9 protein-coding genes are annotated in these 12,724 nt (G+C 49.2%); 4 read left to right on the plus strand and 5 right to left on the minus strand.

The features are described from left to right. Positions 1-67: 67 nt before the first annotated feature. The 3 genes from HP570_RS16850 to HP570_RS16860 are packed head-to-tail and all read left to right on the plus strand — an operon-like array spanning position 68 to position 2,259. A complete protein-coding gene (locus HP570_RS16850; protein WP_173626463.1) occupies positions 68-955 on the plus strand; it encodes a TIGR01777 family oxidoreductase in 888 nt (295 codons plus the stop codon). Next, positions 952-1,812 carry an AraC family transcriptional regulator gene (locus HP570_RS16855; RefSeq protein ID WP_173626464.1) on the plus strand — a complete coding sequence of 287 codons (861 nt, stop codon included), beginning with the start codon at positions 952-954 and terminating at the stop codon, positions 1,810-1,812. Before HP570_RS16850 ends, HP570_RS16855 begins: the two co-directional genes overlap by 4 nt. A gap of 54 nt (positions 1,813-1,866) precedes the next feature. Beyond that, on the plus strand, positions 1,867-2,259 hold the full coding sequence (locus HP570_RS16860; protein WP_087348604.1) for a VOC family protein: 393 nt from the start codon (positions 1,867-1,869) through the stop codon (positions 2,257-2,259). Between the two features lie 61 nt (positions 2,260-2,320). Here the strand turns inward: HP570_RS16860 and HP570_RS16865 are convergent, their stop codons facing one another. Beyond that, positions 2,321-3,796, minus strand: coding sequence for an RtcB family protein (locus tag HP570_RS16865; protein ID WP_173626465.1), 1,476 nt, complete (start codon positions 3,794-3,796; stop codon positions 2,321-2,323). 384 nt (positions 3,797-4,180) lie between these two features. After that, entirely contained in the window at positions 4,181-5,269 is a 1,089-nt protein-coding gene (locus HP570_RS16870; protein ID WP_173626466.1) for an ankyrin repeat domain-containing protein, read from the minus strand. 231 nt (positions 5,270-5,500) lie between these two features. On the opposite strand from HP570_RS16870, the gene HP570_RS16875 reads away from it, so the two are divergent. Beyond that, positions 5,501-8,614, plus strand: a complete 3,114-nt coding sequence (locus HP570_RS16875; RefSeq protein ID WP_173626467.1) for a S8 family serine peptidase — start codon at positions 5,501-5,503, stop codon at positions 8,612-8,614. Between the two features lie 88 nt (positions 8,615-8,702). On the opposite strand, the gene ptsP is transcribed toward HP570_RS16875, so the two are convergent. The 3 genes from ptsP to HP570_RS16890 are packed head-to-tail and all read right to left on the minus strand — an operon-like array spanning position 8,703 to position 12,713. Next, positions 8,703-10,430, minus strand: coding sequence for a phosphoenolpyruvate--protein phosphotransferase (gene ptsP / locus HP570_RS16880; RefSeq protein WP_173626468.1), 1,728 nt, complete (start codon positions 10,428-10,430; stop codon positions 8,703-8,705). A gap of 59 nt (positions 10,431-10,489) precedes the next feature. Next, on the minus strand, positions 10,490-10,756 hold the full coding sequence (locus tag HP570_RS16885) for an HPr family phosphocarrier protein (protein WP_064200244.1): 267 nt from the start codon (positions 10,754-10,756) through the stop codon (positions 10,490-10,492). A gap of 16 nt (positions 10,757-10,772) precedes the next feature. Then, positions 10,773-12,713 carry a PTS fructose transporter subunit IIABC gene (locus HP570_RS16890; RefSeq protein WP_173626469.1) on the minus strand — a complete coding sequence of 647 codons (1,941 nt, stop codon included), beginning with the start codon at positions 12,711-12,713 and terminating at the stop codon, positions 10,773-10,775. Positions 12,714-12,724 lie beyond the last annotated feature (11 nt).

Raw genomic sequence — 12,724 nt, forward strand, 5'->3', positions numbered from 1 at the left:
CCGCCACTTCGCAATATGTTACAATTATTGTAAGAAATATGTACATCGATGGAAGCGAGTTGATCTTATGAAAAAGAAAGTGATCCTGGCCGGCGGCACTGGCTTTATCGGCAAGTATCTGACAGACAAATTCAATCAACTTGGCTACGAGGTCATGATCATCGCTAGAACTTCCCCTCATATCACATGGGACAATCACGCGAAAATCGTAGAAGCTTTGGAAGATTCCGAGCTGCTCATCAACCTGGCGGGCAAATCCGTCAACTGTCGTTACCATGAGAAGAACAAGAAAGAAATCCTGAAATCTCGGACAGAGACCACTCACATACTCGGCAATGCTGTTTTGGCTTGCAAAAACCCGCCTTCGCTCTGGCTCAATTCCAGTACTGCCACCATCTATAGGCATGCAGAGGATCGTCCCATGACAGAAGCGAGCGGGGAGATTGGAACAGGCTTTTCCGTTGATGTCGCCAAGGAGTGGGAATCTGCCTTCTTTTCCTTTGATTTGCCGAATACGAGACAAGTAGCCTTACGCATGGCGATCGTGCTGGGCGAAAACGGCGGGGTTATCGATCCATACAAAAATCTCGTTCGCTTTGGACTCGGGGGTGTACAAGGGTCTGGCAATCAGCGTTTTAGCTGGATTCATGTCGAAGATATCTTCCAGATCATTCTCTTTTTGAAAGAGCGAACGGACTTAAGCGGCGTATTCAATTGTTCTTCTCCCCATCCCGTCACAAACCGTGAATTCATGCAGCATTTTCGCAGCGTGATGAATCGGAGCTTCGGACTTCCTTCTCCCAAATGGATGCTGGAAATGGGGGCCATGATGATCGGAACGGAAACAGAGCTGGTGTTAAAAAGCCGCTGGGTCATTCCAGAAAGACTTGAGCGTGAAGGATATCAGTTCCGTTTTGCCCATATCGATAAGACGTTGCAGGATATCGTGAAATGACCGACAAGCCTTCTAGGAACTATGTTCTTCACGCAAAAAGCAAGCAGTTTTACTGGGAAGGGGACGGGCAGCTTTCCATTAAAACATTTCGTAATGGAAGGGCACATTACAAGACGAGTAAAGGCTTTTTTGCTGTAGATGAGGGTAGGTATCTCTTGCTGAACGAAGGGGAATACACCATTTCCATTGACGAAGATGAGGATGTGGAATCGCTTTGTATTTTCTTCCGGCATGGTTTTGGCGAGGAGATTTTAAGCACGTTCGTGGATTCAACCGACCTCCTTCTCAGTGATCCGTATAAGGAAACGGCTTCGATCGGTTTCTTTGAAAAAACCTATCATACGAGCCATACACTGGCATTTCAGTTAGCGGCTTTGAACGAGCGTCTCACCATCCTTGATCCGGAATCCATTGGTTATGAAGAACAATTTCACCAGATTATGCAGACCCTATTGCTCGGGCATCTCGATGTAAGAAAAGAAATGGACGCTTTGCACGCGCTTCGGCAATCAACGCGCGAGGAGCTATATCGAAGAATCAGTACCGCCCACGATTATATACGGGCTTTTTATGATCAACCAATCAGGCTCGATGAGATCGCACAGATTGCTTGTTTATCCCCCAACCATTTATTGCGAGCGTACGCCCAAGTGTATGGAAAAACGCCCCACCAGCATATTTCGGAATACAGGATACAACGAGCCAAGCAGCTGTTAGCCAAACTGGACTTCAGTATGACCGACATCGCCTTTGAGGTTGGATTCAGTAACCCTGTTTCCTTTAGCAAAATGTTTAAGCAGCATGTCGGGATTTCTCCTCTGTCATTCAGAAAAAAAGTGATTTTGGATAAGAAATAATCATTGGATTCGTTTATGCTGATAAGGAAACGCGAACAAAAGGGGGACTTTATCATGCAAACGAACCTGATTCAAAAAGTAGGGCAAATCGGCATCCCTGTCAAAAACCTAGAAAAGGCCGTCCATTTTTACAAAGAGCAACTCGGGCTCCCTCTTTTGTTTCAGACAGGCAATATGGCGTTCTTTGAATGTAACGGACTTCGCCTCATGCTGAGCCTACCGGAAAAAGAACAATTTGCACACGCCAGCTCCGTCCTTTACTTTCAAGTGGATGACATTCAAACCGCTTTTGAAGATTTTAAAAAAAGGGACGTTACGTTTATCGACGAGCCACATCTCGTAGCCAAAATAGGGCAAACGGAAACGTGGATGACCTTCTTCAAAGACACAGAAGAGAATACACATGCCTTCGTGAGTGAAGTACAAGGAGAGACCGTTTCATTCTGAACGGTCTCTTTTTTCTTAACAAGAAGAAAAGCCTCCGAATGCTCGGAGGGGAGTTTCCTATCTAGCCTTTCACCGTAGCAATCGGCGCCACTTCGGCCACAATCTCAGCCATCCCATGATCCACATGCGACTGAATCACCGGAGTAATATCTTTATAGGCATACGGCGCCTCTTTTTTCAGCTCTTCTTCCCATTTCTTCAAAATATCGCTCCGTCCACGCAAGTCCGCCCGCTTCGGATCAATCGGATTGATCACACGGAAGTTAGCGAGAAACTCGCGAAATCGGTCATCGTCCACTTTCACAGCATCCCCGCGAGAGAGCGCACGACCTGCGCCATGGCTTGCGCTATACAAGCTGTCCCGATTGCCTAGCCCCGCCAAAATAAAGCTGTGCGAGCCCATGGAACCAGGGATAAACACAGGTTCGCCCGTATACTGAAACGGCGTGCCCATCATTTGTTCAGCCGATTTCGCCGTACACGACCCTTTTCGATGCAAAAATCCGCCCACCTGCTCCAGCTGTTCTTCCCACAAATAATTATGTGGCGCATCGTACAACAGCCTGTGTTCAAAATCGCCCAACACATCGGAAATCGATTTGTACATCATTAGCCCCAGCATCAATCGATTGGCAAATGCAAAGTTTGCCGCATTGTGCAGGAGACTCCAAAACATTTTCCACTGTGGAAGGGAACGCTCCGAAAGAGGCAGTGGATACATGCCGTTATCTGGATGCTTCAAGGACGTCGGGTACATCTTTTTCAGCATCTCTTTGATCCATGCCCCGCTGTGATAACCAATGGAAACAGATCCAGTATGAATCATGAGAACGACTTGCCCTTCTTTCAGCCCCCATTGACTGGCGATAGAGCCCTGATGCACTTTTTTGACCACCTGAATCTCAAAAAAATGATTCCCGCCGCCAAGTGAACCGATTTGTGCATCCCGGGAAAGCTCGGCAGGACCGAGAAAGTCATCGAGGCCAATCGTCGATTCCGCGATAAAGGACCCCATTTTATTGACATGGTTCAAATCGAGCTCCTGCTGCTTCTCGTTGTAGTAACGCCAAATTCCCTCGCCATTCGCTTCCTTGTGGCTGTCCAGTATGCCGATCAGGCCTTCCTTGAACATTTTTTCGCGCATATTCCGCGTCATGGGAATATTGCGGCCCCCTTCGAAAAAAACATGGCGCACATTCCGTTCAATCGCATCCAGATTTGTACGAATCTGTTCCTCGTGCAAATCCGTGACATACAGACGCATCCCGCAGTTAATGTCGTTGCCAATCGCTTGCGGCAGTACAAACCCACGTGTAAACAGCGTCGTGCCTACAGGGATGCCACTTCCTTTGTGAAAATCGGGCGTAATGGCTACTTCCAAAACCCCGGTATTGGGATCGTCAAAATAATCGGGTGAATGCTTTTGAAGCGTTTCAATTGTTTCATTCACCTCTAAAAGTCGATGAAGCTCCTCTACCGCATTGTTTTCTACTTTTACTTCCTGATTGATGAAATATTTGATCGGCGTGTTGCTCAAAAGAAGACCACCTTTATTTGTTTTATAGGAACGTATGTTCTTTGTTTTTCAATAGAAAAAGCCGCTTTCATGCTCATTCCTTCCTTCCTGGATGAAAAAATGCAGCATGGTATCGCAGCCTTTACGCTTGGGGCTATTCAGTTATCGTAGGGGCGTTATCCGCAATCTATGAGAAACGGAGTTGGCTCACCCTTAAACAGCGCAATTGCGTAAAAGGCATACCTATGGAGTTGGATTTTATCGCTACATTGTTTGTTTCAGGCTTGATTACGTATGCGAACATGTTTAATCCTCCTCCTTTCGTTTCTTGCTCACGATCTTACCATTGGATAAATTTTACTGTCAAGCCCCCGAATTATCGAGGGCCCTTGTGATCTTTTCCTTTTACATCGAATCTAATTCGCCTTCCATAAACTTGATCAGATACACCTCCGGCTGCTCAAGGAACTCCGTAAAGCTGCACAAGTCCGCATACTCCTTATGCTCCTCATCATAGCAGCCGATGCTCCCTTTTTTCTTCGGATTCCACACGAGATGCAGATGGGAGTAGTTGTCGATTTCGGCAGACAAACGCAGCAGCTTTTGCCGTCCGATTTTCATTTCAATCGTATCGGTCAATGTGAAAAAGTCGATGTACTCAATGCTATAATCATTGTCCGCCAGCTCAAGACGCAGCTCTTCTCTGGTAAGAAAGCCCATCAGTTCGTCAGTCAGTTTATATTTTTGCAGCTCGTACTTTTTGTTCTCCACATCATGCAGCTCGGCAGGTTCCATCGATTTCAAATACGCAGCCAACTCCGTATTTTTATTGCTGACCGCGATGGTATAAGGCCGCTCGCCACCCTTTTCCGCAACCATAACGTCCGCACCGCGTTCAACCAAATACTTAACCATGGCGACATTCCCCAAGCGCGTAGCCACTGTTAATGGGGTCGCTTGATACGGATACACCATATTCGGTTTGTTGTAATTGATGTCCACCCCATGATCGAGCAAGTAGGCCGTGGTCGTAAGGTCATGATCCGACACGGCTTCACGCAATACATCACCGCCATGCAGTCTTATATCCAGTCCCAGCTCTTGAATGAGCGGGATGTTCTTTTTGTTGCCATAGTAAGCCTCTGAATAAGCGCCTGAGCGCACCTGATTGACCATGTCCAGCTTGGCTCCTTGCGCTGCAACATAGCGAACGAGCTCTTCCTTGCCATAACGTACGGCCTTCAAAAAAGCCGGTTTATTTTTGACATTCAGATTAACGCCATGCTCTACCAGCAGCTTAACAACTTCTAGTTTCTCCGATACAAGTGCCAGATCCAACGGACTTATCGTCGTATATTCGCTTAGCACGATGCCCTTTTCTATATCCCAGCCTGCCGCAATCGCATCTTGCAAAGCCGGGACATTTCCTTGATAAATATGCATCGCGATTTCTGGCAGCTCTTCGAAACTCCCGATATCTTTCAACTTGATCATCGATTATCCTCTCCTGACCTATGTCTTATGAAAAATATAGAAAATAAATTGGCAAAAAACAACAAATTTCTACTATATTCTCCTTGATTAGATTGAAAATACAGTTTGTTTTGTCGATTTTTGACGAATTTACCCGATAAAAAGCTTTTTCTCAATAAAAGGAATAGTCTTACGAGAAGAGAAATACTTATGCAAATCGTCTTATACATATTTTTTAAGGAGAGTGGACTGATGAAGAAGATGCGTACTCTCGCTTCTCTTACGCTTGCAGCAGCACTCATGCTGAGTGGCCTTCCTTACAATGCACTGGCAGCGGCGGAGTTTAGTGAACAGGATTGGGAAAAAGTAAACGAGTATACCAATGCGGAAGTAGAGATTGGCTCCGAAATCTCGAAAATCTCCCCCCTGCTGAACACCAGTTCTAACAAAAACGTCAGTGTCATTATTGAACTGCAAAGTGAACCTTCGATCACGGCTAAACACAGTGAAGATTCAGAATCTTCCGTTAGATCGTTGCGAGCGAAAGTAGAGGATGAACAAGCCTCCTTCCTCGATGAAGCAAAAGACAACAAGGTCAAATTGAAGGTAAAGCGCAAGTTTGAGCATGTATTCAACGGAATGGAAGTAACGGTGTCAGCCGACGAGCTGGAAGAGCTGGCTGCACTGCCACAGGTGAAACGCATTTATCAAAATACGTATTATGAGCTTCCCGAAATTGATGCCGTCAGCGAGAAAGCATCGTCCACCAAATGGGATCAGGCCCCTCTCCAACAAATTGGCGTGCTCGATATGTGGAAGGAAGGTTTGACAGGGAAAGGATTGAAGGTCGGCGTCATCGATACGGGTGTCGATTACAAGCACCCTGATCTCAAGGATGCTTATAAAGGCGGATATGACTCCTTCGACAATGACAAAGATCCTTATGAACAAGCGCCAATCCCTGTGGAAGAGGACCGCGATGGAAAAGGATATGAAGGCTCCAGCCATGGAACTCACGTATCCGGCACGATCGTAGGACGCGCCAAAAACAAAACCTCAGATGTACAGGTAAAAGGGGTTGCCTACGGTGCAGACCTCTACGTCTACCGCGTATTGGGCCGAGGCGGCGGTAGCTCCGCTCAGGTCATCGACGGTATCGAAAAAGCGGTGAAAGACGGCATGGACGTCATTAACCTGTCGCTTGGCTCCGCTTTGGAAAAGGACTCTGACTCCCCAGATGCCATCGCTGTGAATAACGCGGTGCTGTCTGGTGTGATTACGGTTGTATCGGGTGGGAATTCGGCCGACGATGAGCGCGGCAGACATTTCTACACGGCTGGCTCCCCTTCTGGTGCGAGGCTGCCGATCACAGTTGCAGCGGTAGACTCCCCTACCGTGCAATATGACGGCTCAGCAACCTCTTCCTTCGGAGCCAATTACGAATTCCCTGTGATGGCATGGCAAGTCAGAAAGGATAACTTCGCCTCCATCATTGGAACCAAACCGCTGCCAGTCGTCTATGCCAACCTTGGCTCTCGCAGCGATTTTGAAAAGGCAAATGTAAAAGGCAAAGTCGCTCTCGTTTCCCGCGGTTCTCTCGGCTTCACGGAAAAAATCGAAAACGCCCGAAAAGCTGGTGCTGTCGCTATCGTGGTCTTTAACGGTAACGACATCGACGGGGATGGCGTAGCTGACCTGGATATCCGTGATCGCGAGGGCTACGTCAGCACGATTCTGGGTGACCAGATCGAAGCAATCCCTACCTTTGACATGAAGGGTCTGGAAGGCCGTACACTGGCAAAAGAGCTGCTGGCTAACCCTGAAAAAGCGAAAACACTGACGTTCACGTTCTCAGAAAAATACCCAAGCACAAATGACCCGGGCGACCGCATCGCCGGCTTTAGCTCACGCGGTCCAATCATGGGCGACGATTACAGCATCAAGCCGAATCTGGCTGCGCCAGGTGTAGCCGTTCTTTCCAGCTATCCATCTTGGAGCAAGCTGATCCCTGACGCCAAGTACGACAAGGCATACGCTCGTCTAAACGGTACAAGCATGGCGGCTCCGCACGTTTCCGGTCTTGCCCTGCTGATGAAACAGGCACATCCGGACTGGACACCTGCCGATATCAAGGCAGCGCTCGCGAATACCTCAAAACCACTTTACAGCCCAGATGGCACACTGTACGATGTGTACTCCCAAGGTGCAGGCCGCGTAAACGGCCATGCCGCGTCGAAAACACCTGCTGTTCTGACAACAGTAGAGCAGCTCACCATTTTGGGCGAAGATTTTGAACCGAAGACCATTCCGTATTATGCGGATAACGTTTCCTTTGGCTTGCTGAAGGCTGGTAGCAATACCGTTACGAAAACACTCCAGCTGAAAAACCTGTCCAAAAAGGATGTTTCTTACGATGCAAAAGTGATCATGCATCCATCCGTCACGACAGATCCGTACAAGCCAGGCTCCAAAACGCCAGATGTGGATGACATCGATGTGGAAATCTCCGACAATTCCATCTCCGCTAAAAAAGGCGATGCGACCACATTTGAGCTCAACCTGTCCGTTGACTCCGATGCAAAAGACGGCGTGTATGAAGGGGAAGTCCTGCTGACAGCCAAAGGAAACCCTGACCTGCGCCTGCCGTTTGCTGTACACGTGGGAGACAAGCGTGAGGATACCAACTTTGGTTTCGACAACCTGAAGCTCTCCGATACGACAATCACGCCTGATGGCGATGGCAATGAGGATTCGTTCACACTCGAAGCCGAGCTGCAAGCCAAAGACGTGAACCAGATCTCTGTTGAAGCATGGAACTTGGACGATAAATACGTCGGTACGCTCGCATCCGTGTTCAACAATTACGCGTTGATCGCGCCAGGCCCTATCACCTTCTCTAATCTCGATGGTACCTACTACGATGGTGGCCAAGTAGCGAAGAAGCTCGATCCAGGCAAATACAAGCTGAAGCTCGTCGGTCGAGTCGTTGACCAAAGCAAGCCGAAGGGTGAACAGATTGTAAAAGAATACGAGGCTTGGAAATCCTTCATGATTAAGGCCTCTGATAAAAACGCGGTTTTGTCTAAGGTAGTGGAAGAAGCCGAGGAGCAATTCGAGTTTGAGGTTGCGAACATTACAGAGCTGGATCAACCAGTGCTTGCCCTGCCGGAAGAGAGCAATGATGTGACTTATCAGGTGACGAAGAGCTCTGATGAGACGCTTATCGACGATGAGGGGATTTTGAAGGAGCTGCCTGCCGAAGGTGAAGAGACCGTTACTCTGTATGTGACGATTACTTCTAAGGAAGATGAGTCGGTTACGCGGACTGTGAAGGTGGATGTGACATTAGAGGCGGTAGTAGAGTAGTGTTGGTTTAACGTTTTTAGATAGATGAATGAAAGGCTCCGCCACACATCATGGCGGAGCCTTATCATTTTGCCAACTATACCGGCCATTACAGCTTGTTCAAAATTTCCTCTTTGATAAAGGTTCTGATCTCTTCGCCGCTCTCCAGGGTGAGGACGTGTTGTGCTGTTTCCTGTAGCGACTTGTAATCCAGCTTTTTCAGCAAATCGCGAACCCGGAGAACGGAAGTGGCACTCATGCTGAATTCATCCAGTCCCAACCCCAGCAGAATCGGGATCGCCAATTCCTCCCCGGCCATTTCTCCGCACATGCCGACCCATTTGCCTTCCTGATGGGCCGCCTTGATTACCTGATTCACCAGCCGTAAAATGGCGGGATGGTACGGATCGTACAAGTAGGCGACCTGCTCGTTCATTCTGTCCGCTGCCATCACATACTGAATCAAATCATTGGTCCCGATGCTGAAGAAATCGGCTTCCTTGGCGAGCTGGTCTGCGATCATCGCGGCAGCTGGCACCTCGATCATGATTCCTACTTCCAAATGATCGTTAAACAAAATGCTTTGGTTGCTCAGCTCTGCCTTCACTTCGTCCAGGATCTGGTTCGCTCGACGCAGCTCAGCTATAGTGGCGATCATTGGATACATGATTTTGATATTGCCGTATATACTTGCCCGGAGCAAAGCTCGTAACTGCGTCTTAAACAGTTCCACGCGGTCCAGGCAAAGCCGGATGGCTCGATAGCCTAGAAACGGATTCAATTCTTTCGGCAGATCGAGGTAGGAAAGCTCCTTGTCCCCGCCGATGTCCAATGTTCGAATGACAACTGGTCGATCCTTGCCCATGGTTTCTGCAACTGCTTTGTAAGCCGCAAACTGCTCTTCTTCCGTAGGGAACTGCTCCCGCCCCATATAGAGAAATTCGGTACGAAACAGTCCGATCCCCTCGGCGCCATTTTCAACGGCCTGCACGGCGTCCCGCGGATTCCCGATGTTGGCTGCCAATTCCACGCGGTGCCCATCGGCGGTAACACTTTCTTCATGAACCAGACGAGCCCAGTCCTCTTTTTGTTTCCAATATGCCTGCTGCTTGGCTTCATAGGCTGCGACGACAGCTTCGTCCGGTCGAATGTGTACCTCGCCCTCAAGGCCGTCGACGATGACCAGATCCCCGGTTTGCAGCTGCTCTGTAATGTCCGACATGCCTACCACCGCCGGGATTTCCATGGTGCGTGCCATGATGGCGGAGTGAGACGTGCGGCCGCCTATATTCGTTGCAAATCCTTTTACCTTTTCCCTGTCCAACTGTGCCGTATCGGATGGCGTCAGATCGTGTACAACCAGCACCACCGGCTCAGCGAAATCCGCTTGCAACTGATCGTGTATGCCGAGCAGATTCTTCAGCAGACGCTGGCTGACATCGCGCAAATCCGCCGCCCGCTCCCGCATGTACTCGTCATCCATGCTCTCAAAAATGGCGACAAAGCTGTCACGAACCTCCTCCAGAGCTGCTTCTGCATTCACTCTTTCGCATTCCAGCTTCTCCTCAATGGCACCAATAAACTCCGGGTCCTGCAAAAAAAGCTGGTGGGCTTCAAAGATTCTCGCTTCTTCTTCGCCCATCTCGTGGCGGACCTTCTTCTTGACTTGCTCGAGCTCCAGATCTGCCGCTCTCACACTTTCCCGAAATCGCGCAAGTTCTGCGGCCACCTCATCTTGGTCAAGGATACGTCGTTCATACTGAACCATCTCTTCCTTTTGTACAACAGCTCGTCCAATCACGATTCCGGGAGCTGCAGCGATCCCTTTTTGCAGCATTACAATCGCTCCTTATCGAAGCCGCACCCCCTGGTGTCCAGAGGGGGCTTCCTGTCATGTTACCCGTGAACTGACATGAGCAATTTGCCAAGCTCCTCCATTGCTTGCTCTGCCTGTTCTTGTTCTCCAGTGATTTCAAGGGTGATTTGCTCCCCCATCTTCGCACCCAGTGTCATCAAGCCCATGATGCTTTTACCATTGATCTTTTTCGTGCCCTTGATCACGTTTACCTCACAAGGAAACGAGGTAGCCTTTTGTACGAATAACGTTGCCGGACGGGCGTGCAGTCCAGTCGGATTTTGAATGGTGAAAGTTTTGGTCAACATCTGGTTCCAGCTCCTTTTACTCTACCGCATCTTTTTTCAGAACTTTTAGCATGAGTGCCGTAACCATTGTTCCGGCAAGAATGGAAACAAGGTAAAGCGGCCAGTTGCCGATTACCGGCAAAACGAATATTCCGCCATGAGGGGCTGGCAATGTGCACCCAAACAGCATCGATAACCCGCCAGCTACGGCAGAGCCAACTACGAGAGAAGGAATGACGCGTGTCGGATCAGCCGCCGCAAACGGGATCGCCCCCTCCGTAATGAAGGATGCTCCCAGGACGTACGCGGTTTTACCCGCCTGCCGCTCTTCCATGGTAAATTTCTTCTTGAACAAAGTAGTCGCCAAAGCGATTCCGAGCGGTGGAGTCATCCCTGCCGCCATAATGGCTGCGTGAGGGGTATAGTTTCCCTCAGCAATCATCGCAATCCCGAACGTAAATGCTGCTTTGTTGACAGGGCCACCCATGTCAAAGGCCATCATTGAACCCAAAATCACACCAAGGATGACGGCGTTACCAGTGCCCATGTTTTTCAACCAGTCACCCAGCGCCGTATTGGCGGCAGCGATTGGGTCAGATACTACGTACACCATGACAAAGCCTGTAAGCAAAATCCCAAACAGCGGATACAACAGCATCGGCTTGATACCTTCTAACGATTCGGGTAGTCCAGCCAACACTTTTTTCAATCCGACCACAATATATCCGGCCAGGAACCCTGCGATGATTCCTCCGAGGAACCCCGAGCCGGAAGTAGCCGCCAACAAGCCTCCTACCATACCGGGAGCAAAACCAGGACGGTCAGCGATGCTCTTGGCGATAAACCCGGCCAATACCGGGATCATCAGCTTGAACGCAGTTCCTCCACCGATATCCATCAGGACTTTAGCCAGCGGATGGAAGGACGGATCGTTTGGATCAAACGCCTTGATCCCAAACATAAAGCTTAGCGCAATGATAATCCCGCCACCCACGACAAACGGGAGCATGTTGGATACACCGTTCATCAGGTGCTTGTAAAAAGCAGGCTGCTTCGCTTTTTTCTCCGCCTTTGCTTCTTGGATATCCTCCTGATAGCTGGTCCCGCCTCCGCGGTAAATGCTTCCCTTTTGCTCTACTGCGCGCTGAAGCAGTTCTTCGGTATTGCGTATCCCTTCCGCAACCGGCACTTCAATCACGATCTTGCCAGCAAAGCGTTCCATCTCCACTTGCTTGTCAGCAGCTACAATCACCGCTGTCGCTTCCTCAATATCCTGCAAAGAAAGCTTGTTTTTCACACCCCCGGAACCGTTCGTCTCTACCTTGATGGCAATCCCCAGCTCTGCTGCTTTTTTCTTCAGCGCATCGGCGGCCATGTACGTATGGGCGATCCCGGTCGGGCAAGCGGTTACCGCAACTACTTTTATCGGCTGTTTCTTTGAGGTCTCTTGTCTTTCCTGTTGCTCTTCTAGCTCCTTGCTCTCTACAACGCTTTCATTTTCGCCCTGGATTTCTTTTTCTTTGCGCGTGATAATCTCGAGAACCTGTTCCTTGGTTTCTGCGCGCGTCAGCTCCTGACGAAATGCTTCATCCATGAGCATCTGAGAAAGCAATGCCAATGTTTCGAGATGGGCCTGGTTGGCGTTCTCAGTAGCCGCAATCATGAAGAAAAGATGTGCTTTTTGGTTATCCAACGAGTCAAAATCAACGCCCTCTTTGGAAAAACCGTACGCAATGCTAGGTGTTTTGACCGCTGCTGTCTTGGCATGCGGGATGGCGATTCCTTCTCCAATTCCGGTGGAGCCTTGTGCCTCGCGGGCGAGAATGGCCTGCTTCATCTCTTCCTTGCTGTTGAGCCGTCCAGCTTCGTCCAATTTTTCAATCAACTCATCTAAGACCGCTTCCTTGGAGGAAGCAGACAGAGGGAAAAGAATCGTTTCAGCTTTTAGCAAATCGACAATGCGAATCTCGTTATTCATCGTTGAACCCC

The sequence above is a fragment of the Brevibacillus sp. RS1.1 genome, from assembly GCF_013284365.1.
In the GTDB taxonomy this organism is placed as follows: Bacteria; Bacillota; Bacilli; order Brevibacillales; family Brevibacillaceae; genus Brevibacillus; species Brevibacillus brevis_D.

Bases quoted from the DNA above. Each gene is read 5' to 3' on its own strand.
- HP570_RS16870 (WP_173626466.1), bottom strand. From the start codon at position 5,269: ATGATCAAGTTGAAAGATATCGGGAGTTTCGAAGAGCTGCCAGAAATC.
- HP570_RS16890 (WP_173626469.1), bottom strand. From the start codon at position 12,713: ATGAATAACGAGATTCGCATTGTCGATTTGCTAAAAGCTGAAACGATT.
- HP570_RS16885 (WP_064200244.1), bottom strand. From the start codon at position 10,756: ATGTTGACCAAAACTTTCACCATTCAAAATCCGACTGGACTGCACGCC.
- HP570_RS16850 (WP_173626463.1), top strand. From the start codon at position 68: ATGAAAAAGAAAGTGATCCTGGCCGGCGGCACTGGCTTTATCGGCAAG.
- HP570_RS16855 (WP_173626464.1), top strand. From the start codon at position 952: ATGACCGACAAGCCTTCTAGGAACTATGTTCTTCACGCAAAAAGCAAG.
- HP570_RS16875 (WP_173626467.1), top strand. From the start codon at position 5,501: ATGAAGAAGATGCGTACTCTCGCTTCTCTTACGCTTGCAGCAGCACTC.
- ptsP (WP_173626468.1), bottom strand. From the start codon at position 10,430: ATGCTGCAAAAAGGGATCGCTGCAGCTCCCGGAATCGTGATTGGACGA.
- HP570_RS16860 (WP_087348604.1), top strand. From the start codon at position 1,867: ATGCAAACGAACCTGATTCAAAAAGTAGGGCAAATCGGCATCCCTGTC.